Source organism: Dactylosporangium fulvum (assembly GCF_025137375.1).
Lineage (GTDB): Bacteria > Actinomycetota > Actinomycetes > Mycobacteriales > Micromonosporaceae > Dactylosporangium > Dactylosporangium fulvum.
The window spans coordinates 2,963,086-2,986,833 of the sequence record NZ_CP073720.1; the positions used below are offsets into that span (position 1 = coordinate 2,963,086).

The 23,748-nt window shown below is 71.3% G+C and carries 16 protein-coding genes; 11 read left to right on the top strand and 5 right to left on the bottom strand.

Going from position 1 to position 23,748, the window contains the following annotated elements; genetic code table 11:
• Window positions 1–21 precede the first annotated feature (21 nt).
• From helR to Dfulv_RS13720, 3 genes are all read right to left on the bottom strand, one after another.
• On the bottom strand, window positions 22–2,166 hold the full coding sequence (helR, locus tag Dfulv_RS13710; protein WP_259867664.1) for an RNA polymerase recycling motor ATPase HelR: 2,145 nt from the start codon (window positions 2,164–2,166) through the stop codon (window positions 22–24).
• A 72-nt stretch (window positions 2,167–2,238) separates the two neighbouring features.
• Entirely contained in the window at window positions 2,239–3,759 is a 1,521-nt protein-coding gene (locus Dfulv_RS13715; protein WP_259867667.1) for an MDR family MFS transporter, read from the bottom strand.
• A 740-nt stretch (window positions 3,760–4,499) separates the two neighbouring features.
• Window positions 4,500–5,705: a M48 family metalloprotease gene (locus Dfulv_RS13720; protein ID WP_259863304.1), complete on the bottom strand. Its 1,206-nt coding sequence runs from the start codon at window positions 5,703–5,705 to the stop codon at window positions 4,500–4,502.
• Between the two features lie 242 nt (window positions 5,706–5,947).
• On the opposite strand from Dfulv_RS13720, the gene proS reads away from it, so the two are divergent.
• From proS to Dfulv_RS13735, 3 genes are all read left to right on the top strand, one after another.
• A complete protein-coding gene (gene proS / locus Dfulv_RS13725) occupies window positions 5,948–7,357 on the top strand; it encodes a proline--tRNA ligase (protein ID WP_259863305.1) in 1,410 nt (469 codons plus the stop codon).
• Between the two features lie 107 nt (window positions 7,358–7,464).
• Complete coding sequence (locus Dfulv_RS13730; RefSeq protein WP_259863306.1) at window positions 7,465–8,790, top strand: MFS transporter; 1,326 nt, start codon at window positions 7,465–7,467, stop codon at window positions 8,788–8,790.
• A gap of 99 nt (window positions 8,791–8,889) precedes the next feature.
• Complete coding sequence (locus tag Dfulv_RS13735) at window positions 8,890–9,438, top strand: DUF4870 domain-containing protein (protein WP_259863307.1); 549 nt, start codon at window positions 8,890–8,892, stop codon at window positions 9,436–9,438.
• 122 nt (window positions 9,439–9,560) lie between these two features.
• Here Dfulv_RS13735 and Dfulv_RS13740 read toward each other — a convergent pair whose 3' ends face one another.
• Window positions 9,561–9,842 (bottom strand): GlsB/YeaQ/YmgE family stress response membrane protein, encoded by a 282-nt coding sequence (locus tag Dfulv_RS13740; protein ID WP_259863308.1) that lies wholly within the window; start codon window positions 9,840–9,842, stop codon window positions 9,561–9,563.
• A gap of 259 nt (window positions 9,843–10,101) precedes the next feature.
• On the opposite strand from Dfulv_RS13740, the gene Dfulv_RS13745 reads away from it, so the two are divergent.
• On the top strand, window positions 10,102–12,117 hold the full coding sequence (locus Dfulv_RS13745) for an alkaline phosphatase family protein (RefSeq protein WP_259863309.1): 2,016 nt from the start codon (window positions 10,102–10,104) through the stop codon (window positions 12,115–12,117).
• Between the two features lie 89 nt (window positions 12,118–12,206).
• Here Dfulv_RS13745 and Dfulv_RS13750 read toward each other — a convergent pair whose 3' ends face one another.
• A complete protein-coding gene (locus tag Dfulv_RS13750) occupies window positions 12,207–14,897 on the bottom strand; it encodes a sugar-binding protein (protein WP_259863310.1) in 2,691 nt (896 codons plus the stop codon).
• Window positions 14,898–15,374: 477 nt separating this feature from the next.
• On the opposite strand from Dfulv_RS13750, the gene Dfulv_RS13755 reads away from it, so the two are divergent.
• From Dfulv_RS13755 to Dfulv_RS13785, 7 genes are all read left to right on the top strand, one after another.
• A complete protein-coding gene (locus Dfulv_RS13755; RefSeq protein ID WP_259863311.1) occupies window positions 15,375–16,538 on the top strand; it encodes an ROK family protein in 1,164 nt (387 codons plus the stop codon).
• Window positions 16,539–16,565: 27 nt separating this feature from the next.
• Window positions 16,566–17,615, top strand: a complete 1,050-nt coding sequence (locus tag Dfulv_RS13760; RefSeq protein WP_259863312.1) for an extracellular solute-binding protein — start codon at window positions 16,566–16,568, stop codon at window positions 17,613–17,615.
• A gap of 101 nt (window positions 17,616–17,716) precedes the next feature.
• The gene (locus tag Dfulv_RS13765; protein WP_259863313.1) at window positions 17,717–18,799 is read left to right on the top strand and encodes an ABC transporter ATP-binding protein; all 1,083 of its coding nucleotides are present in this window, start codon (window positions 17,717–17,719) and stop codon (window positions 18,797–18,799) included.
• The gene (locus Dfulv_RS13770; RefSeq protein WP_259863314.1) at window positions 18,796–20,547 is read left to right on the top strand and encodes an ABC transporter permease; all 1,752 of its coding nucleotides are present in this window, start codon (window positions 18,796–18,798) and stop codon (window positions 20,545–20,547) included. Before Dfulv_RS13765 ends, Dfulv_RS13770 begins: the two co-directional genes overlap by 4 nt.
• Complete coding sequence (locus Dfulv_RS13775) at window positions 20,535–21,365, top strand: creatininase family protein (protein WP_259863315.1); 831 nt, start codon at window positions 20,535–20,537, stop codon at window positions 21,363–21,365. The genes Dfulv_RS13770 and Dfulv_RS13775 overlap by 13 nt, the downstream gene beginning before the upstream one ends.
• A complete protein-coding gene (locus Dfulv_RS13780) occupies window positions 21,362–22,825 on the top strand; it encodes an argininosuccinate lyase (protein WP_259863316.1) in 1,464 nt (487 codons plus the stop codon). Before Dfulv_RS13775 ends, Dfulv_RS13780 begins: the two co-directional genes overlap by 4 nt.
• A complete protein-coding gene (locus tag Dfulv_RS13785) occupies window positions 22,822–23,712 on the top strand; it encodes an ROK family protein (protein ID WP_259863317.1) in 891 nt (296 codons plus the stop codon). The genes Dfulv_RS13780 and Dfulv_RS13785 overlap by 4 nt, the downstream gene beginning before the upstream one ends.
• Window positions 23,713–23,748: the final 36 nt, after the last annotated feature.

Sequence of the window (23,748 nt, forward strand, 5' to 3'; positions counted from 1 at the left end):
CCGCCGGGCCGACCCGGAGGGTCAGGGGCTCGTGAGGATGACAAGTTGCTGGGTCGCCCGGGTCATCGCGACATAACGGTCGACCGCTCCTTCGATGCCATCGCCGAACTTCTCGGGGTCGATGAGGACGACCAGGTCGAACTCGAGCCCCTTCGACAGCTCCGGGGCCAGCGACCGGACGCGGGCCGTCGCCCGGAACGTGGGATCGCCGATGACGCAGGCGATCCCGTCGGCGTGCGCGGCGAGCCAGGTGTCCAGGATCGACCCCAGATCCGAAACGGATCCGTGCACGACCGGAGCGTCGCTGGTGCGCACGGAGGTCGGCACGTTGGCGTCCGGCAGCACGGCCCGGATGACGGGCTCGGCTTCCGCCATGACCGTGTCCGGTGTCCGGTAGTTGATGGTCAGGGAGGCCACGTTGATCCGGTCGAGTCCGATCCGCTCGAGCCGTTCCTGCCATGACTCCGTGAAGCCGTGCCGTGCCTGGGCGCGGTCCCCGACGATGGTGAAGCTGCGGGACGGGCAGCGCTGCAGCAGCATCTGCCACTCCGCGTCGGTCAGCTCCTGGGCCTCGTCCACGACGATGTGCGCGAACGGTCCGGCGAGCCGGTCCGGCTCGGTGCCGGGCAGTGCGGTCTCGTCGACCAGGGCGTCGTGGAAGTCCTCGCCACGAAGCATCGTCACCAGGCCTGTTCCGTATTCGTCGTCGGCGACCTCGATCAGGTCGTCCACGACCCTGGTCATGCGCTCGCGTTCGGCGGTGACAGCGGCGTTGTGCCGGCGCTGACGCCGTGACGCCTCCGGGTCGCCGAGCCGCTGCCGTGCCGCGTCCAGCAGCGGCAGGTCGGACACCGTCCAGGCCTGGGCGTCGTCGCGTCGCAGTCGCCGGACGTCGTCGGTGCCGAGCCAGGGAGCGCACTTGCGCAGGTACGCCGGCACCGACCACAGGTCTCCGACGAGGTCGGCCGCTTCGAGCAGCGGCCACGCGCGGTTGAACGTCGTGAGCAGTTCCCTGTTCCGCAGCAGCGACCGGCGCAGCAGGTCATCCGGTTCGTCGCCGTCGTACTTGTCCATCAGGATCGTGAGCAGCTCCTCCCAGATCTGGTCACGCGCCTCGTTGTGCGGGGTGCCGGGTCCCGCTGCCTGGAACGCGTCGGCCCAGTCGTCGGCGCTCAGCCGGATGCCGGACTCCTGGGTCGCGACCGTCATCCCCTTGGTGGGCGGCTCCTCGTAGAACCTGACGGCCGCCTCGATCGCCTTCACCAGATCGGCGGACGACTTCAGGCGGGCCACCTCCGGGTCGGCCTCGACGGTCGCCGAAGCTCCCTCGGCGACGAGGTCCCGCAGGGTGCAGGTCTGCACGCCCTCCTCGCCGAGGCTGGGCAGGACGTCGGCGATGTACGCCAGGTACGGCTGGTGCGGACCGACGAACAGCACGCCGCCCCGGCGGTGATCGAGGCGCGGGTCGGAGTAGAGGAGGTAGGCGGAGCGGTGCAGCGCGACGACGGTCTTCCCCGTGCCCGGACCGCCGTCGACGACGAGCGCACCGCTGGATCCCGCGCGGATGACGGCGTCCTGGTCGGCCTGGATGGTGCTGAGGACGTCGCGCATCCGGCTCGACCGGCTACCACCCAGGCTGGCGATGAAGGCGGACTGGTCGTCGAGCGCGGCGTGCCCCTCGAATCCCGCTGCGGTGAACACCTCGTCCCAGTAGTCGCTGATCCGGCCACGCGTCCAGCGGTACCTGCGGCGGCTCGCCAGACCCATCGGGTTGGCGTGGGTCGCGCCGAAGAACGGTTCGGCGGCCGGGGAGCGCCAGTCGAGCAGCAGCCGACGACCCGTGCTGTCCGTGAGGCCGAGCCGTCCGATGTACACGGGCTCGGGGTTGTCCGCGCTGACGAGGTGGCCGAGGCACAGGTCCAGGCCGAAGCGACGCAGGGTGCGCAGGCGAGCGGTCAGCCGGTGGACCTCCAGGTCCCGGTCCATCGCCGCCTGGCCTATGCCGCCGGCCGCCTTGCGTACGGCGTCGAGGCGGCCGGACAGGTCGGAGATCGTCTGTTCGAGGCTCTCCGCGATGGCCGCGAAATGCTGCTCATCCCCGGCGATCAGCTTCGGGTCGGCCTTGGCGGAGAGGTGGTCGGGAAGATCAAACGCACTGGTGGTCAGCGGGTTCACGGCATGAGCTCCGATCTGGGTTCGCTTGCGGTGGAGAACGAGTGCGTGGCGGCCCTGCGCGACTCAGTGCGGTGCCGCCGCCGCTTCCTGCGCGCGGCGCTCGTCGCCGGTGAGGGTGGACAGCGGCTTCTCCTTGATGAAGATCACCGCGAGCACGGCGAGGAACGCGATCGGCGCGGCCACCAGGAACAGGTCCGCGGTCGCCGTGCCGTAGACGTCGCGGACCACGGCGAGGACCGGCGCGGGCAGCGTCTTGAGGTCGGGCACCTTCGCGCTGCCGCCCTCGGTCGCCGCCGTGCCGAAGTGGTCGACGAAGAGCGAGGTCACCCTGTTGGTGAGCACCGCGCCCAGCGCGCTCACCCCGATCGCGCCGCCCATGCTGCGGAAGAAGGTGAGCGCCGAGGTGGCCGCGCCCAGTTCGGCGGCGGGCACGTCGTTCTGCGCGGCGAGCACGAGGTTCTGCATGAGCATGCCGACCCCGATCCCGAGCACCGCCATGTACACCGCCAGCAGCACCACGCCGGTCTTCGCGTCGATCGTGCTGAGCAACAGGAACCCGGCGGTCATCACGATCGAGCCCACCACCAGGTACGCCTTCCAGCGCCCGAACCGCGTGATGAGTTGTCCGGCGACCGTCGAGGACACCAGCACACCGAAGATCATCGGCAGGCTCATCAGGCCGGCCACCGTCGGGGACTTGCCGAGGGCTATCTGGAAGTACTGCGAAAGGAACACCGTGCCGCCGAACATCGCCACGCCGACCAGCGTGCTGGCCACCACGGCCAGCGTGACCGTGCGGTTGCGGAAGATGCCGAGCGGGATGATCGGGTCCGCGGCCCGCGACTCGGTCCACACCGCGAGCGCGAGCAGGAGCGCGCCGCCGCTGACAAACGCCGCGGTCTGCCACGAGCCCCAGGCGAAGTGGTGACCGGCCAGGCTGGACCAGATCAGCAGCGTGCTGACGCCGGCCATGATCAGCAGCGCGCCCAGCCAGTCGACCTTCACGCGCCGGCGGACGACCGGCAGGTGCAGCGTCTTCTGCAGCAGGGCGATCGCGGCCACCGTGAACGGGATGCCGATGAAGAAGCACCAGCGCCAGCCCAGCCACGAGGTGTCCACCAGCACACCGCCGATCAGCGGGCCGGCGATCGTGGCCACGCCGAACACCGCGCCGAAGACGCCGGAGTAGCGGCCCAGCTCGCGCGGCGGGATCATCGCGGCCATCACGATCATCGCGAGCGCGCCCATGCCGCCGGCGCCCACACCCTGCGCGATACGGCTGAGGAGCAGCAGCGTGACGTCCGGCGCGGAGCCGGCGATCAGCGAGCCGACCGCGAACAGGCTCAGCGAGAGCTGGATCAGCAGCTTCTTGCTGTAGAGGTCGGCCATCTTGCCCCAGAGCGGCACGGTCGCGGTCATCGACAGCAGTTCGGTGGTGACCACCCAGGTGTAGACCGACTGGGTGCCGCCGAGGTCGGCGATGATGCGCGGCAGTGCGTTGGAGACGATCGTCGAGGCCAGGATCGTGACGAACACGCCGAGCATGAGGCCGGACAGTGCCTGGATCACCTCGGCGTGCGACATCTGTCCGGACTGTTCGGCCGGCGCCTCGTCGCGGGCGGCCGACCCGGCGGCCACGGGCACGCCGGCTACGGTCCGGTCGTCCGGCGCGATCGCCGCCGGGGTCCCGGCCGCGTCCGGCTCAGGTTGAACGGTCATCGGCTCTCCTTGGTGGTAGCGGTGGGTGTGGCCGGGCCGCCGGCAAACGGGGGCCGCGCCGTCGCCCGCCGTGGCCCGGCGCACCGTTCGCGGTGCGGGACGCGACGACACGCGCCGACGCGTCGTCGCGGACGTTGTCCGGTGGCAGGCCGATCGACGGGCCGGTGGATGTCGAGCGCCGTGTCGGACAGCGCCCTGCAGCTGGGGCGTGTCCAGGTCCCGCAGCACTCGGTTGCCGGTTACGTCCGGCGGGAACGGCGCGACCGGATGGCGAGCGGCCCGGCGCAGGTCAGGCTTGGGTAGTCCGGTCCCGGCGAGAGTTCACATCGCCCGGCTCGCTCGCGGCCGTGCCCACGGATCGACCGTGGTCAGGTCGTCCACGACAAACGCGACTGTGTAACCCGATCGCCGACAGCAACACACGCATTTTGCGGTCCCCCATTTCCGCAGGTTCCAGCCTCGGCCGACGATTCTGCGGCACGACCCGGGTCTTGCCGCAAGCCCCCCGGTGTGCTATAGGTTAGAGGTGGAGGGGAGTGGGTATCTTCCATTCCAGTTCCCTGATTGCCCGCCATAGATGGACAATCAGGGCTCGGCGAGGGCAGCTATTCGGAGCCGAGGAGTTCACGGACGACCGCTGAGTCCGCGCCGGCCCGCAAGATCTCGATCGCGTCGACTCGCCGGCCGTCCGGACCGATCAGCACGCCGCGCACGGCGGGATGCTCCAGCCGCCAACCCCGCCGCAGCAGGTGATCCTCGACCAACGACACCGCCGGGTCACCCGCAGTGAACTCGTGGTGGCCTCCGGCGTGCCCACACCCGCAGGGGGCTGCCCCTGTCTCGATCGCCCGGATCGCCTCGACGTCGTCGACCAGGTCGCGGCCGAGTGCGGCGGCCAGGTGGGCGCGTATCGAACGGGCGTCCTTCGCGGCCCGCCGTCGCCACCGGCGGGCCGGCGCCGTCTCGTACGTCCGCCACCACAGCACCGTCGGGACGGACTGATCGGTCAATGCGCGGATGAGCCGCCGCTGCTTGTGGACCGATAGCGGCACCACCGGTACGGACCTGGCCGCGGCGACCAGGGGCAGCGACTCCCGGCCGAGCGCGGTCAGCGCGCCGGACAGCCGCGGGTGCAGCCGGGCCAGCACAGCCGCCGTCTCCGCGTCCCACTCCGCGTCGCCGAGCCCGTACCGCACCGCACGATCCCAGCCGTCGAGCAGGTCGCTGAACTGCCACCACCACTGCCCGAGCAGTGGCGGACCGGACTCGACCCGGAACACGAGATAACCGGTCTCCGACAGGGTGGCCAGCGCGACGGCCCGCGCCGCCGGTTCCGCGCCGCCGGCCGCGGTGATCGCCGCTTGGTCCGCCGCGTCCTGGAGCTCGGCCACGTACGGGTCGGGCTCGCGCCGCGGATCCGCCGGAAGCTCCTGTACCGCCTCGTCCCAGACCGCGCTGGACCACTTGGCGAGTGCACGGTCGGCCCGGCGGGCGTCCGGGCGGTGCAGCAGCGCCAGTTCGTGGCCGACCAACGCCCGCAACTCCGTGCCGGACAGCAGGCTGAGCAGGGGGAGGCCAATGATCAGATGCCGGCCGTACAGGTCCGCCTGACGGGTGACGGCGGCGTCCGCGGTCAACCACACCCGCGTGGTCGGCGGCAGGCGTAGCGTCCGCGCCACCCCCGCGACCAGGGCGTGCAGCGCGGGCTGGCCGGCCGCCGTCACCGGCGCCGTGCCCGACGGCCCACCGAATCCCGGGGCCGTACGCCCCGCCGACTCCTCCGACACCGGCTCATGCTCGCCCGAGATCATCCCAGTAGTCTCACCCGCCTGATTCCGCCGGGCAACCGCCGATCGAACCTCACGAGGCGAGCATTACGGCTCCAGCACCTGCACCGTCGCGGTCTCCTGGGTGGCGGCGTGCTGAAGCCCGGGGAGAGGTCTCCCCGGGCTTTGTGATGGTTGTTCAGGTGGTCGGACGTCGATGAGTTCGACGGTCACGGTCGCGAATAACCGCATGTGACGACGACGGAACGTTACTAGACTTGACGGTCATGGCCCGCGTCCTTACTCCGCGTTCGGAGGACTTTCCCCGCTGGTATCAGGAGCTGCTCGCCAAGGCAGAGGTGGCCGACAACGGGCCGGTGCGCGGCACCATGGTGATCCGACCGGCGGGGTATGCGATCTGGGAGCGCATGCAGTCCGAGATGGACGAGCGCATCAAGGCGGCCGGCGCGGAGAACGCCTACTTCCCGCTGCTCATCCCCGAGAGCTACCTGCGGCGCGAGGCACAACACGTCGAGGGCTTCTCGCCGGAGCTCGCCGTGGTGACGCACGGCGGCGGCAAACCACTCACCGAGCCCGTGGTCGTGCGGCCGACGAGCGAGACCGTCATCGGGGAGTACATGGCGAAGTGGGTCAGCAGCTACCGCGACCTTCCGTTGCTGCTCAACCAGTGGGCCAACGTCGTGCGGTGGGAGCTGCGGCCGCGGCTGCTCCTGCGCACGGCCGAGTTCCTCTGGCAGGAAGGGCACACCGCTCACGCCACGCAGGACGACGCCCGCCGCTACGCGCGCAGGATCCTCCACGACGTGTATGAGGACTTCATGCGCACCGTCCTCGCCATGCCGGTCGTCGTGGGGCGCAAGACCGCGCGGGAGCGGTTCGCCGGCGCCACCAACACGTACACACTCGAAGGCATGATGGGCGACGGCAAGGCGCTGCAGATGGGCACCAGCCACGAGCTGGGCCAGAACTTCGCGAAGGCGTTCGACATCGTCTTCTCGAGCCCGGCCGGCACGCAGGAACACGCCTGGACCACGTCCTGGGGCAGCTCGACCCGCATGCTCGGCGGCCTGATCATGTGTCACGGCGACGACGCCGGCCTCCGCGTCCCGCCGCGCGCCGCGGCGACGCAGGCGCTCGTCACGGTGGTCAAGACGGGCGAAGGTGTACCGGAGGCAGCCGCCCGGCTCCGCGACGAGCTCAAGGCCGCGGGCGTCCGGGTGGCGCTCGACGACCGGGTGGACACCCCGTTCGGGCGGCGGGCGGTCGACGCCGAGCTCAAGGGCTTCCCGGTGCGGATCGAGATCGGTCCGCGTGATCTCGCCGCGGGCAACGTCGTGCTCGTGCGGCGGTTCGACGGCACCAAGACGTCCGTCAGGGTCGACGCGATCGTCAGGACGGTGGTGGAGACGCTCGCGCTGGACCAGCAGGCGCTGTACGACGAGGCACTCGCCCGCCGGGACGCCGGCACGGTCGAGGTGAAGACGACCGACGACGCGATCGCCGCGGCGATCGAGGGCAAGTGGGCGCGGGTGCCGTGGTCCACCATGGGGACCGAGGGTGAGACGAAGGCGAACGGGGAAGGGGTGACCGTCCGCTGCCTGGTGCGGCAGGACGGCACCGTTCCCGACAGCGAGGACGAACCGGGCCTCGTGGCAGTCGTCGCGCGAGCCTACTGACACCGCGACGGCGGGTAATCCGCGTCACCCCGGCCACCTCGTCGGGCCGGTGGTTCCCGCGCGAAAGGCAGGATGGGGGCAGCACCGTGCCTCCATACCGCCGTGGAGTGTCGGTCCCCCTGGAGGGCGGCGACGCCACGACGAGCGGAGGCACCACCGTGAGCACCACCGAGGCCCGGTCCGCGGTGCGGGACGCACCCGGCGCGCGCCGTCCGGCCGCGGCGGCACTGTTCGCGCTGGCGATCGGCGGCTTCGGCATCGGCACCACCGAGTTCGCCACCATGGGCCTGCTGCCGCAGATGGCCGACGAGCTGCACGTCTCCGTCCCGACGATGGGGCACGGCATCACCGCGTACGCGCTGGGCGTCGTCGTCGGCGCACCGGTCATCACGGCCCTTGCGGCCCGGGTGCCCAGGCGCGGGCTGTTGCTCGTGCTCATGCTCGCGTTCGTGGCGGGCAACGGGCTGACCGCCGTCGCGCCGGGCATCTGGTCTCTGGTCGGCGCCCGGTTCCTGACCGGTCTGCCACACGGCGCCTACTTCGGCATCGCCTCGGTCGTGGCGGCCGGGCTCGTCCCGCCGGACCGCAAGGGCCGGGCGGTGTCGCGGGTCATGGTCGGACTGACCGTGGCCAACATCATCGGCGTACCGCTCGTCACGCTCGCCGGGCAGCTGTTCGGCTGGCGCGCCTCGTATGCGCTGGTCGCCGGGATCGGCGTCGTGACCGTCGTCGCCGTCCGGCAGTGGGTGCCGCCCGTGGCCGCCGCGGACGGGGCCAGCATCACCCGGGAGCTGGGTGCGTTCCGCCGGGTGCACGTGTGGATCGCGCTGCTCACCGGGACCGTCGGCTTCGGTGGCATGTTCGCCGTCTACAGCTACGTCGCGCCGACCCTGACCGAGGTCGCCGGGATGCCGACCTGGGCGGTGCCGTGGGTCCTCGCCGTCTTCGGCCTGGGGATGACCGTCGGCGCGCTGCTCGGCGGCAGGCTGGCGGACCGGTCGGCGCTCGGCACACTCATCGGCTCGCTCGTCGCGATGACCGGGGTCCTGGTGCTCTACGCGCTCACCGCCTCGGCACCGGTCGCCGCTGTGCTGCTCGTCTTCGCGGTCGGGCTGGTCTGCCAGGCGCTCGGCGCCGGGCTCACGATCCGGCTCATGGAGGCCTCGCCGGACGCGCCCGCGCTGGCGGCGTCGTCGAACCATTCCGCGCTCAACCTGGCCAACGCGATCGGGGCATGGCTGGGCGGCGTCGTGATCGCGGCCGGCCACGGATACCTGGCGACGGCGTGGGTCGGTGCGGCGCTGTCGGTCGCCGGGCTGCTGTTCGTCGGCGGCTCGGTGCTGGTGCCGCGCCTGGCGGGCGGCCGGCCCACGGCGCCGGTGCGGTTGCACCCGGCCTATGTCAAAGACCCGGACCGGACCCCGTCGGCATGACGGTTCTGTGCGCCGGCGGCGGGGAAACGCAGGGCCTGTCGAAAAGCGGTCGTGTCGTGTCGCTGGCGCTGGTTGATTTGTACACCTACGGTGGCCCCCATGACTGAACCACCTCGTCCCCCAGGGGAGTACGGCTCGCCGCCGGACCCCTACTCCACGCCTCCCTCGTACTCGGGCGGGAACCCCGGAGCCGGATACCCGCCGCCGACCTCCGGCGCGGGCTACCAGCAGCAGGGCTACGGCGCCCACCAGCAGCAGGGCTACGGCGGCTATCAGCAGCCGGGCGCATACGGCACCCCCGGCGGCGCGCCGGTCGGCTACGCCAACAACGACGAGAAGACCTGGGCGCTGATCGCGCACTTCGGCGGCATTCTCGTCGGCTTCATCGCGCCGCTGGTCGCCCTGCTCGCGAAGGGCAACGAGTCACCCACGGTGAAGGCACACGCCAACGAGGCGCTGAACTTCCACATCACGTGGGGCATCGCCATGATCATCTCGGTGATCATCGCGGTGTGCTCGTTCGGCATCGCGTCGCCGCTGCCGCTGCTCGTGTGGGTGTTCGTCCTGGTCTTCGCGATCATCGCCGGCATGAAGGCCAACAACGGCGAGCTGTACCGCTACCCGGCCACCTTCCGCTTCATCAAGTAACACCGAGGGCCGTCTGCGCGCGCCCCCGCGGTGACGTGAGGGCGCGCGCAACCTCTGCGGCCGGCCCGGCAGCGTCGACGATCACCAGCATGCGGGCCGGTGCTCAGCCCTGCGCCGCGACGTCAGCCGGAAATGCTCCGCTTGTTCTTGTTGCGGACACCGTCGACGACGGCAACGCCACCGGCGGCGAACGCCACCTGCAACGCCAGCTCGATCCAGTCGATGCCCCGGGTGTCGGCCACGCCGAACACGGTGGCCACCACCGTGCCGAGCAGCGCGGCGACGACACCGACGAGCAGCGTGAGCCAGAACCCGATCTGTTGCCGGCCGGGGAGGACCAGCCGTCCCAGCGCGCCGATGATCAACCCGATGATGAGTGCGGTGAAGATGCCCGAGATCTCCATCGTATGCATCCTTTCTCGGCGGCCGTCATGCCGGCTCCCGGCTCGCGGCGACGCCGTTGCACCTTGCCGATGCTTCGATGGTACGGCGGCCGTACAACACAGAAGCTCCAGTGCAATGAACTCCGGCGGTATAGCCACATGATCGTACGACCGTGTGATCATCCTCTTCCGTCACCGGAGGAGCGACTGTGCCATCGTATGGGCTGTGACAACAAACCCGCAGCATGAGCCCACCGCACCACCGGCTTCAGGGCCGGGCGTGAGCGTGCTCGGGCGGCTGGCGGACGGTTGGCGGCCGGTCCTGCGGTGGGCACGGGCGCTGTTGCGCAACGCGCTCGTCACCTTCGTCGTGCTGACGGTCACACTCTGGCTGATGCCCGGGGTGCGCAGCACGGATGTGGTCGACACGCTGTGGCTGGTGGTGCTCGTCGCCGGGGTCGGAGCGCTGGCCAGACTGTTGCTGTTCCCGGCGATCCGGGTGCTCGGCGGGCTCGCGGCGATGCTGCTCGGGGCGAGCACGCAGTTGCTGGTGATGGCGGTGGCGCTGCGCCTGGATCCGGCCGACCGGGTGACCGGGCTGCCGGCCACCGTGGTTGCCGCGGTGATGGCGGTGGTGTTCGCGGCGCTGCTGAACTGGTTCGTCGACGCCGGCACGGACACCGCGTTCGTCGCCGAGCTGCGCCGGTTGATGTCCCGGACCCGCCGGGCGCACACCCGCCGCACCGGCGAGCGCGGCGAGCCCGGCCGGCGCCCACCGGGCATGCTGGTCGTGCAGCTGGACGGGGTGTCCGCACCGCTGCTGGACTGGGCGGTGCGGGCCGGGAACCTGCCGACGATCGGTGGCTGGCTGCGCTCCGGCACCCACGCGATGGTCCCCTGGCACACGGGGATACCGGCGACCACTCCGGCCGCGCAGGCCGGCATCCTGCACGGCGACACCCGGACCGTGCCGGCCTACCGCTGGTACGACAAGACACAGCAGCGGCTCGTCGTGCCGGCCCGTCCGCGCGACGGCGCGGACGTCGAGGCGCGCATGTCCACCGGCGAGGGGCTGCTGCGGTACGGCGGCGTCAGCATCAGCAACGTCTTCACCGGCGACGCACCCACCTCGCTGCTGACGGTCAGCCGGGCCGCGCTGCCGGGCCGGTCGGCGCGTGGCTGGGCGGTGTTCATGGCCAGCCCGTACGGGTTCACCCGCGCGATCGTGCTGGGTCTGGCCGAGATGGTCACGGAGCTGCACCAGGCACGGCTGCAACGCCGCCGCAACCTGCATCCGAGGGTGCGCCGGCTCGGCGCGTTCGTGGCGTTGCGGCCGGCGGCGATGCTGCTGCGTGACGTCAACGTGTCCCTGGTGGCGGAGCAGATGGCCCGCGGCGCCCCGGTCATCTTCTGCGACCTGGTCGACTACGACGAGGTCGCCCACCACGCCGGACCGGCCCGGCCGGAGGCGCTCAAAGCGCTGGAGAACCTCGACCACACCCTCGGCATCCTGCACCGCCTCGCCGGCGATTCCGCGTTCCGTGAGTACCACCTCGTGGTGCTGTCCGACCACGGCCAGAGCCTCGGCGCGACGTTCCGGCACCGGTACGGCGAAACCCTGGAACACCTCGTGGCCCGGCTGGCCCGGCGCGCCGACGGCGCGGCATCGGCATCCGGGCGTGGCACGCCACCGCTGGTGGTGGCCTCGGGAAACCTCGGCATGGTGTACGTCGTCGGAGAGCCCGGCAAGCTCACCCGCACCGAGCTCGAGACGCTGTACCCCGGCCTGGTCGACGGGCTTGTCCAGCATTCCGGGATCGGCGTCGTGGTCGTCGACGAGGAGGGAGCCGGACCGGTCGCCCTCGGCCGCAACGGCCGCCATGAGCTCCGCGACGGAACCGTGCACGGGACCGACCCGCTCACGCCGTTCGGACCGCGCGCCCGCGCCGACCTCCTGCGGCACCAGCAGATGCAGCACGTCGGCGACCTCGTGCTGATCAGCGCCGTCGACCGGGCCACCGACGAGGTCGCCGCGTTCGAGGAACTCGTCGGTTCGCACGGCGGTCTCGGCGGTGCGCAGACCGAAGCGATCCTGATCCATCCCGCCGCATGGCCGCGCGACGCCGCCGATCTGGACGGTCCGGCGGCGGTACACCGGCAGCTGCTCACCTGGCTGCGCCGGCTCGGCCTGCGCGAGCCGGCCCGGTCCGTCGCGGCACCCCCGCTCGGATCGGTGCACACCGGCCCGCTCGACGAATCCGTCGGCACCCGGCAGGCCGCACCACGAAACGCTTGACGGTGCCACGCGACCGTGTGCCGCGGCCGCCGTGGTGCCGAGCACAGAGGGAGGGGCGGCGTGCGCCGGCCCCTCCCTCCGTGGTGTTCTCAGCTCAACCGCTGGGCGGTGCCCGTGGTGGCGTCGCCGGACTGGTACGACACCAGCAGCGTGGTGCCAGCCGGCAGCGCTCCGGCCGTCGGCAGCCACACGTCGCGCGAACCGCTGCGGCCGAACTCGACCGTGGTCTGCGCCAGGATCGCGTTGCCGTCCCAGACGAACACCTGGGCGGTGCCCGCCTGGCGGGTCTTGAGCTCGACCTCGACGCCGGTCTGCTTCTTGGTCACATCCTTGATCTGGATCGTGCCGTCAGGCAGCGCCGCCCAGCCGCCGGGGGCGACCTTGTCCGAACTCGACTGCAGGATCGTCTGCGGCGAGTTCACGCTCATCGCCGCCGTGTCCGGCATGATCGGCGCCTTGGGCGACGACGGCTGGGTCTGGTAGCCCTCGAGCTTGGCGACGCCCCAGCGCCACGGGTCGGCCCGGACACCGCTCCAGGTGGACCAGCCGACGCGGGTCTGCGCCGCCAGGTCCTGCGTGTCGGAGTCGTTCACGAGGATGTTCATGCCCATCTTCGCCGCGTCCACGTTGTCGGGCAGGACGCTGAACGGCACCTTCACCTCGATCCGGTAGCCGGTGTAGGGGTTGCTGGTGACAACGGACGCGACCTGCATGCCGGGCGCGGTCTCCGGGCCCGGGCCCTGGTGGTTGTCCCGCTCCCGGGCGTAGCACGGCGGGTTGCCGTTGGCCGGGTCCTTCGTGGCCGGGAACAGCGCCACGTTGAACACCGTGGAGGTGTTCGGCGAGCCGCCACGCGGGTCGATGCCGAACTCGATGTTGTCGTTGCGCCGGGGGCGCTTGCAGTCCTCCGGCGGCAGCACCGTGCCGAGCACGTCGTCGGTGATCTCGAACAGCGCGTAGATCGCGTCGTCGGTGTAGGTCAGCCGGGCCGTGCCGGAGATGTCCGCCGCCGTGGCCGCGCTGCCCTCCCACCGGGTGGAGATGTCGATGACCTGGCCGCCGTACTCACCCGGGCTCGCCGTGCCGTCGACGACGGGGGCCGTCGCCGCCTTGGGGATAGACGTGACCGGCACGATGTTGAGGACACCGGGCTGGACCGCGCTGCCGCCGGCGTAGCTGGTCTCGATCTGCACCGGGTAGCGCCCGTCGTTGGGCGCCCGGTTGGCGGTCGGCAGCGACGCGTCGGTGTTGGTCACCGTGAACGTGACCGAGCCGCGCGCGCCGGGCTGCAGGCCGCTGTAGCTCTGCTGCGCCTCGGCCACGGCGAAGCCGGCGGGCACGTTGAGCTTGACCGAGCCGGACTGCACCTGGTTGCTGTGGTTGGTGAGGTCGACCCGGATCGGCCGGGTGCCGCCGCTGGGGATGCTCAGCATCGACTCGATCAGCGCGTCGAGGGACTGGACCTTGTTGCGCTGCGTCCACTCGCGGAAGTCACCCACCTCCGGCAGCGGCTCGAGCGTGCCGCGGACCGGGGCGGTGGCCTGCACCAGCGTGGTGTTGCTGCCGGTGCCGTCCTTCTTGGTGGTCATGGTCGCCTTGAGCCGGAACCGCTCACCGGCCACCAGGCTCGCCGGCGGGGTGACGGTGAACGTGGCGACGGACTCCTTGTTGTTGGGCGTGATGGTGCCGATGTCGCCCTTGCCCGTGACGGTCCAGCCCGCCGGGGCCTCCAGGGCCACCTTCGCGCCCGGGATCGCCTCCGTGGCCCGCACGTGGGTCTTGACCTCGAACGGCTGGCCGGCCAGCACCTCCCACGTCTGCGAGCGGACGTGCAGCTCGGTGCCGAGCGGCAGCCCGCCGGCGGCGCGGATGCTGGTGCCCTGCAGTGCGGCGGTGCCGCCGACGTTCGGGTCCGGGTACGGTGTCCGGCTGTCGATCATCGTGATCCGGTTGCAGCCGATGCTCGCGGGGTTGGTCTGCGCGTCTGCCGAGTCGCCCCAGCCCTGGGAGACGTACTCGCGCCGGGCCAGCACGTTGACCTGGTTCCACCGCATGCCGCCGTTGCGGGCCGACTCGTAGCCCTGCCAGGTGCCGAAGATGACGTTGGTCGCCTGGGCCGGGGTGAAGGTGGTCTCGCAGGCCGGGCCGCTTGAGCTCGTGCCGCTGCCGCCGCCCTGGAAGAGGCGGGCGGGCCGGAACGGCTGGAGCCCTTCCTTCTTGATCTGCTCGGGGAAGGCGTTGGGGTCCGCCGCCGCGTAGAACGCCTCGACGGCGAGCATCGCGGCTTCCTGGTGGTTGCCGTGGTTACCCTGGGTCGCCGACGGGTTCATCGTGACGATGACTTCCGGCTTGGTGGTCCGGATCGTCCGCACGATGCGCGACAGCGACTTGTTGTAGTCCCAGATCTGCTCGGACAGCGGTGCGCTCGCGGTGTAGTAGAAGTCGAGCGCGTCGAGGTTGTAGACGTTCATGACGCCGGCCCGGCCCACGGCGCGGCGCTCCTCGGCCTCACGCAGGATGCCGAGCGCGGGCCCTTCCTCAAGGCCGACCGCGTTGCCGCCGCCCTCGCCCCGGGTCATCGTGATGACTCCGGCGTTGATGTTGTGGTACTCGTTCCAGTAGCCGAACATGCCGAGCTGTCCGGCCTCGTCGTCCGGGTGGGCACCGATGAACATGATGTCCAGGTCGACCGGTGCGTTCGGCTTGGCCTGTACCGGGCTTGCCAGGCCCAGCAGTAGCAGACCGCACGTGGCGGTCACGGCTTTGGCGCGCCATCTCATAGGGGCATACCTCTTCGTGTGGTGGATACGGGCGTACTCCTGGGACCGCCGGCGACTTGCCGGGTTAATTCGGACTGCGAAATTAGTGCGGTGAGCGCGGCGGCGACCCGCACGGACGGTAATCGTCCACAGTGGACGATCGCAGGGTGTAGCAACGCCCGGCGAACCCGTCAGCACTGGTGGGGCGTTGTGGCGTAACGCTAGGGACCGCCCGAAAGGGCTGTCAACACTCACGCGGGCATTTTCTTCGCTCTAGAAAGAATCGATGGTTGGAGGCGCCCGGCGGTGGTGCCGATGCGACCATGTATGTCCATATTTGTTTTCGCGATCTGTCCACATTACTGTCCCTTTATGCCGCCGGCTGGCCTTCCGGCCATGGCTGGCTGGCCAGGACTCACGGGGCCACGGCGGCCCTTCGAGATCGTTCCGTGACTTGACCCCAGATTTTCTTCGCACTAGTAAGAAAGGGTGATCGCCGTGGAGAGAGCACCGACCAGCCCGGTCAGCCGGGAGCGGTCGCGTGAGATCAAACGCCAGTCGGTGATCTCGGCTGCCCGGGAGGCGCGCGTGCTGTCCCGGGTCGATCTGGCCGAGCTCACCGGACTACCTGCGGCGACGCTCACTGCCCTCGTGCGTGACCTGATCGCCGAGGGATACCTGATCGAGCGCGGCCCGGGCGCCAACACGACCGGGCGGCCGCGGGCGATGCTCGAGTTCAACCCGCGCGCCGAACTGGTGGCCGCGGTTTCGCTGGAGCCACCCCGCATCACCTGCGAGATCGCGGACAGCAACGGCACAGTGATCGCCCACCGCACGTCCCGCCTCGGCCCCGACGTCGTCGAGACCGTCTGCCAGTTCGTGGCGGAGCTGGTCGCCGACAACCGGCCGTCGCTGTGCGGGGTCGCGATCGCCGTGCCCGGGGTGTCGTCCGGCGGCGCGGTCCGGCTGGCGCCTTCGGTCGGCCTCGTCGAGGCGCGGCCGATCGGCCAGTCGGTGCAGCAGGAGCTCGGCGTGCCGGTGGTCGTCGACAACGACGTCAATCTGATGGCGGCGGGGGAGCGGATGGCCGGCGCCGGGAAGGACGTCGACGACCTGTTGCTGCTGCACGTCGCCGACGGCATCGGCGCCGGCCTCATCCTCGACGGCCAGGTGCGGCGGGGCGCGAGCGGCGCGGCGGGGGAGGTCGGTTTCCTCCCGGCCGATCCGGAAGCGGACCGCGCCTACAGCGGGGTCGGCCCGTTCGAGGCGCGTTGGTCGGCCAACGCGATCGCGGAGCGGGTCGTCGCACTGCATCCCGGCCGGCGCCCCGAGGCGCCGGTCAGCGAGCTGATCGAGCTCGCGGCCACCTCCGCCGCGGCCCGCGCCTACCTCGACGAGGTGCTGGACGCATGGGCCCGGCTCGTCATCTCCTGCGCCTGCGTCGTCGACCCGGGCCGGGTGCTGCTCAGCGGCGCGGCGGCGCAACTCGACGACGCGGCGCTGGCGCGCATCCAGGACCTGGTCTCCGCCAAGGTTCCCGCCCCCACCGAGGTGCGCCGGGCCGTGCTCGGCGACCAGGCGGTGCTGCACGGCGCGATCAGTTACGCCTTGTCGGCCGCGGTACGCCTACCCGGCCCATCCCCGACCACCACCCACCGATAGCACCCCATTTCGCAAGCGGAGGAAGTCATGAGACGTCGCGTTGCCCTCACCCTCGCGTTCGGCACGTTAGTGGCCGGCCTGACCGGCTGCGGTAGCGGCAGCGACGATTCCGACACGCCGGGCACCTCGGCGCAGAAGATCGTCGTCTACAGCGCCCGCGACAAGAAGGTCACCGACTTCGTCGTCGACCAGTTCGTCGCCAAGTACCCCGAGTACAAGGGCAAGGTCGAGGTGCTCAACATGGGCGCCCAGGAGGTGCTGGAGCGGACCCGCGCCGAGAAGGCCAACCCGCAGGGCTCGGTCTGGTGGGGCGGCACGCAGCAGGGCCTGTCGGCCGGTGCCGGCGACGGCCTCCTCGAGGCGTGGCAGCCGTCCTTCGCGGCGCAGATGGATGCGCGCTACAAGGACCCGCAGGGCCGCTGGTTCGGCGAGATCCTGCTGCCCGAGGTCATCATGTACAACAACAAGGCGATCCCGGCCGACCAGGCGCCGAAGGACTGGGACGACCTGATCGACCCGCGCTGGAAAGACAAGATCATCATTCGGGACGTGGCCGCGTCGGGCACCATGCGGTCCATCTACGCCTCGATGATCCAGCGCCTGTCGAAGGACGGCAGCAACCCGCAGCCCGGCTACGACTGGCTGCGCAAGCTCGACGCCAACACCGTCGACTACGCCGCCAACCCGACGGACCTGTACGTCAAGATGTCCCGCGAGCAGGGTGTGCTCAGCGCCTGGAACCTGCAGGACATCCTGCTGCAGGCCGAGCAGTCGAAGATGCCGTTCGGATACGTGATGCCGGCGTCCGGCGCGCCGGTGCTCGTGGACGGCGTGGCCGCGATCAAGGGCGGCAACACCGAGGGCGCCAAGGCGTTCATCGAGTTCCTGTTCGACAGCGGGCTGCGGGCCAACCTGGCCAAGGACTTCTTCCAGATCCCCGCCGTGCCGATCTCCGAGCAGCCGCAGTGGCTGGCCAACCTCAACCTCAAGCCGATGGACGTCGACTGGGACGTCATCGCCAAGAACGAGACCCAGTGGATCAACCACTGGAACGCCGAGATCAAGAACAAGGGCTGACCGCCCACCGGGCCGGGCCGTCGCACCGCGGCGGCCCGGCCCGCCGGATACTCCGTGCCGGCTGACCGTCCAGGCATCGATGGCAGTGCAGAGAGGGAACGATGATCGACGTCGAGTTGGAGTCGGTGAGCAAACGCTTCGCCAGATCGGGCGAGGCTGCCGCGGTCGACGACGTGACTCTCACCATCGGCGCAGGGGAGTTCTTCACACTCCTCGGGCCGAGCGGGTGCGGCAAGACGACCACGCTCCGTATGGTGGCCGGGTTCTACTTCCCCACCGTGGGGCACATCCGCTTCGGCGGGCAGGACGTCACCCGGCTCGCCCCCAACAAGCGCGACACCGGCATGGTGTTCCAGAACTACGCGCTCTTCCCGCACATGACCGTGTCGCAGAACGTCGCCTACGGGCTCAAGGTGCGCAAGGTGTCCCGCGCCGATGCGAGCCGGCGGGTGGCCGAGGCGCTGGCCCAGGTGCATCTCGACGGATACGGGTCGCGGCGGATCGAGGAGCTCTCCGGCGGCCAGCAGCAGCGCGTCGCGCTGGCCCGCGCGCTGGTGATCCGCCCGCGCATGCTCCTGCTCGACGAGCCGCTGTCCAACCTGGACGCGAAGCTGCGTGAGGAGACCCGCACCGAGATCCGGCGCATCCAGCGCGACGCCGGCACCACGGCCATCTACGTGACCCACGACCAGGCCGAGGCGATGGCCATGTCGGACCGCATCGCCGTGATGCAGGCCGGCCGCGTGCAGCAGATCGGCACGCCGCGCGAGGTGTACCACCAGCCGGCGAACGCGTTTGTCGCCCGCTTCATCGGCCGCAGCAACGTGCTGTCGCTGCCGGTCACCTCCGCCGACGCCACCCGGGTCGAGGTGGCGCTGCCCGGCGGCGGTCACATCGCGGCCGGCGCGCCGGACGGGCACGGGCTGCGCGCCGGCGACACCGCACTGGTCTCCGCCCGCCCCGAGCACATCGCGCTGGCCGGCCCCGACGACCCCGACGCGATCCGCGGACGCGTGACCGCACTCGAATTCACCGGCATGGCCACGCACCTGACGGTCGACATCGGCGCCGAGGAGGGCGGTGAGGTGACCGTCGCGGCCGTCGACGTGCCCGACCGCGTTGATGTCGGCGACCGGATCGGCCTGCGGCTCTCCGCCGACCGGCTGTGGGTGGTCCGGCCGTGACCGCAGCGTCGTCCACGGTGCTGTCCCGCCGGGCCGCACTGGCCCGGCGGCTGGCCGGTGGCGCCAGTTCGACCTGGTTCCCGTACCTGTTGGTGGCCCCGCTCGCCCTGATCCTCTGGGGCTACGTGGTGCAGCCGATGCTCGCCACGTTCGTGGAGAGCGTCAGCGAGGACGGCGTCAGCAACTACACGAAGTTCCTCAGCTCGTCCGGCGTCGCGCGTACCTCCCTGATCACGTCGCTGGTCATCTCGGCGGCCAGCGTGGTGCTGTGCGGCGTCGTCGGCGTCGCGATGGCGTTCCTGCTCAAGCGGTTCTCGTTCGCCGGCCGCCGCCTCATCGAGGCGTTCATCCTGGTGCCCGCCGCGCTGCCACCGCTGATCGGGGCGATCTCGTTCCAGCTTCTGTACAGCGAGATCGGCATCCTGCCGCGTGGCCTGCAACGCCTGTTCGGGACCGACTCGCCGGTGCTCGCGTTCGACGGCATCGCCGGCGTGCTCGTGGTCCACACGTTCACCATGTATCCGTTCTTCTACCTGGCCGCATCCGCCGCGCTGGCGGGACTGGACCCGTCGGTCGAGGAGGCCGCGTACAACCTGGGCGCCGGACGCGTCCGGGTGTGGCGCACGGTGTTGCTGCCGATGCTGACCCCCGCGCTGGTGTCCGCGTCGCTGCTGGTCTTCATGACGTCGCTGGCGTCCTACACGGCACCGCTGCTGTTCGGCGTCGACCAGACCATGACGATGCAGATCTACATCAACCGCACCAACGGCGACCTGCCGATGGCGTCGACGTACGCCTCGGCACTCGGCCTGGTGTCGATCGCCTTCCTGCTCCTGATGCGCTGGTACGAGGGGCGGCGCAGCTACATGTCGCAGTCCAAGGGCGTCTCGGCGCGCCGCAGGGAGATCTCCAACCCGATCGGGCGCTGGCTCGCGCCGGTGGCCTCCGTGCTGGCGACGCTCGTGCTGCTGGCCCCGGTCGCGACCATCGCACTGGTGGCGTTCTCCGAGGACGGGTCCTGGACGACGGAGATCATCCCGTCCGCCTACACCGTCGACAACTTCGTCACGATCCTGTCCGAGCCGAAAGCGTTCCAGCCGATCCTGAACTCGTTGCAGATGAGCCTGCTCGCCACCGCCGGGTGCGTCGCGGTCGGCGTCCTGATCGCCTACGCGGTGCGGCGGCTGCGGTTCTTCGGCAGGAGCCTGCTCGACATCGGCGTCATGATCGCGTGGGCGCTGCCCGGCACCGTCGTGGCGATCAACCTGATCTCGGCCTTCAGCACCGGCAACACGTTCAGCCTCGGGCAGGCGCTGATCGGCACGTTCTGGATCCTGCCGCTGGCGTACTTCGTGCGGTTCCTGCCGCTGGTGTTCCGGGCCAGCTCCGCGTCGCTGGCGCTGATCGACCCGTCGCTCGAGGAGGCCGCGCGCAGCCTCGGCGCGTCGTGGTGGCGGGCCTTCCTCAGCATCACGGTGCGGCTCATGCTGCCGGGTGTCATCGTCGGCGCGCTGCTGGCGTTTGTGCACGGCGTGGGCGAGTTCGTCGCGTCGGTGCTCATCTACACCTCGTCGACCGTCCCGATCTCGGTGGCCATCAACAACCGGATGTACTCCTTCGAGATCGGCACGGCTGCCGCGTACGGCATGCTGCAGGTCCTGCTGATCTTCGTGGTCATGTGGTTCTCCGGGCGGCTGGAGAACGGCGGCCGGGCCGCGTCACGGCGGGCAGAGCAATGGACGAACTGATCGAGGCCTGGCAGGCGAACGGCGGGCTCCTGCCGGTGAGCCGGCTGCCGGGGCACGAACTGGCGCGCGTCGCCGCGGCGGCCGACTTCGCGGTCCTGCCCGTCGGCGCGGTCGAGTGGCACGGGCCGCACCTGCCGCTCGGCACCGACCTGATCCTGGCCGAAGGGTTCGGGTGCGAGGTGGAGGGCGCCGGGCTGCGGGCCGTGTCGTTCCCGGCGGTCCCGTACGCGGCGTGCCCGGGACAGACGCGGCCGTGGCCCGGAACCGTCGCCGTGCGGCCCGAGGTCGCCGTCGGATACCTGTGCGACGTGCTCGACGGCATCGTCGCCGCGGGCTTCCCGCGGGTGCTCGTGGTCAACGGCCACGACGCCAACATGTCCACGGCACGGGCGGCGATGGAGTGGGTGTCCGGCCGGCAGCGGGCGAGCCTGCTGCTGGTCAACTGGTTCCAGCTCGTCGACGCCCGCGAGACGACTGCGCTGTTCGGCGAGCTGCCCTCGCGCGGCCACGGCGGCGCCTACGAGACGTCGGCGGTGCTCGGTTTCGACCCGGCGGCGGTGCACCTGGGCGTCGCGCCCGACCTGCCGCCCCGGCCGAAGCTGCCGACAGCCCATCCGTACGTCCTGGTCGAGTCGCGACCCGAGCCGTGGCAGGGCTGGTCCGGCCACGTCTCGCTGGCCACCGAGGCGGCCGGCCGCCGGGTGCGCGAAATGGCCGCCGCCCGGCTCGGTGAAGTCGCGCGGGCGTGGGTCGCGGCGCCGTTGCCCGGCCCGCCCGGCGCGGATCCGGCACCACAACCACACGAGGGGAACGCATGACGCACCCGCCGTTGACCACCTACCAGCAGCACCACCTCCGCGTCGTGTTCGACCACCACGCCGCCCACCTCTACGGGCCGATGGTCAAGGCCAGCGAGGCGCACGTGGTGATGCTCGCCGAGCAGGGCCTCGTGCCCGCCGACGCGGCGGCGCGGATGCTGCGCGGGCTGGTCACGCTCCGGACTGACCGGCCCGAGACGTTCGACTACGACGGCTCGGTCGAGGACGTGTACTTCACGCTGGAGAAGCGGCTCGCCGCGGCGTGCGGCATCCCGACCGGGCAGCTCAGCGTGCAGCTCGCTCGCAGCCGCAACGACCTGGACGCGGGCGTGTTCCGGATGGTGCTGCGCGACCAGCTGCTCGGCGTGCTCGCCGCGGTCGGCGACGCGGGCGCCGTGCTGCTGGACCGCGCCGACCGGTACGCCGACGTGGTCGTGGTCGGGTACACCCACCGCCGTCCCGCCCAGCCGACCAGCATCGGGCACGTGCTCGCCGGGTACGCCGAGGCCCTGGCGGGTCAGGCGGCCGCCTACGCGAGCCTGCTCGCCGAGATGAACCGGTCGCCGCTCGGCTCCTGCGCCTTCGCGGGCACGGACCTGGCGATCGACTCCCACCGCGTGGCCGCCCTGCTCGGCTTCGACGAGGTGGTGGTCAACTCGTACGAGGCGGTCGCCGGCGCCGACCATCTCATGCGGACGTCCGCGCTCAACGCGCAGGCGCTCGCCACCGGGGCGCGCGTGGCCCGCACCCTCATGGACTGGCTGACCTGGGAATGGGTGCGCACCCCCGAGGAGTTCACGCAGGGCAGCAGCATCATGCCGCAGAAGCGCAACCCGGTCGTGCTGGAGCACCTGGTCTCGATGGCGGGCGCGACGGCCGCCGACGCCGCGTCCGTGTACAACAACGTCGGTGCGGCGTGGTGGGAGGACTCCAACAACGCCACCACCGACGTGCAGGTGCGGCTGTGGGAGAGCAACGACCGCGCGTACCGGTTCTTCGCCCTGCTCGGCGGCCTGTTCGAGCGACTGGAGCCGCTGCGGCCGCCGAGCGGTGAGGCGATCGTCGCGACCGGCGCGACCACGACCGCCGCGGCCGACGCACTGACCCGGCACGGCTTGCCGTTCCGCGCCGCCCACTCGGTCGTCGGCCACCTCGTCCGTTCCGGACCGCCCGCGACCTGGACCGACGCCGACGTACGGGAGGCGGCCCGCGCCGTCGCCGGGGTCGACTCGCTCGGTGACGCCGCCGTGCGTGACCTCCTCGCCGCCGCGTTGCGCCCCGAGCTGGTTCTGCGCCGCGCCCAGTCGGACGGCCCGGGCGAGGCCGCCGTGCGGGCGCAGGTGGCCCGGCTCCGCTCGTCCCTCGACGAGACGCTCGCCGGGGTCGAGGCGCTGCGCCAGCGGTTGCGTGACGCCGACGCGGAGCTCGCGACGGCGGTCGCGGAAAGGGTCGCGCAGTGAACCTCGAAGCCCCCACCGACCGGCGGTTGTTGGGTATCGACTTCGGCGGCACGAAGATGGCGATCGGGATCGGCGACGCCGAGGGACGCCTGCTCGTCTCGGAGCGCCTGCCGACCCTCGCCGCCCGCGGCGCGCGGCAGGCGCTCGACCGCGCCCTCGACCTGGCGCAGAAGCTCGTCACCGACACCGGCGGCACCCTGCACGCGGTCGGGATCGCCTCGCCGGGCGTGATCCGCGAGGACGGCATCGACCTCGCGCCGAACGTGCCGGGCTGGGAGCGCCTGCGCCTGGCCGAGGCCGTCCGCGATCACCTGGGCGTCTCCCGCGTGCGGGTCGCCAACGACCTCAACGCCGCCGCCCTCGCCGAACTGCACCGGGGAGCGCTGCGGGACGCCGACCCGGGCCTGGTGATCGGTCTCGGCACCGGGGTCGCCACGGCCGTCACCGTCAACGGCGCCGTCGTGCCCGGGTACCGCGGCGCGGCCGGTGAGATCGCGTACGCCGTCACCGGCCCCGACTGGCCGGCTTCGCCGGAACCGCTGCTCGAGGCCGACTTCTCCGGGAGGGCCCTCGACGAGCTGGCCGATCAGCTCGCACTGGACGACGGCGCTGCCGGGCTCTGCGCGGCCGCGGTGCCGCCCGGGCCGGTGCGCGACGCGCTGGTCGCCCGGGTCGACGAGCTGGCCCGCCACGTCGTCACGTGCTGCCTGCTGCTCGACCCGCAGCGGCTCGTGCTCGTCGGCGGTGTCGCCCGCGACGACCTGATCCGCGAGTTGCTGCTCGACCGGCTCTCCCGCGCGCTGCCGTACCCGCCCGAGGTGGTCCTGTCGGCCTTCGCGCAGGACGCCGCGCTGCTCGGCTCACTCACACTCGCGGCGCAGGCCTGACCCTTCCCGCCCCGGGCCGTGCCGAACGGCCCGGGG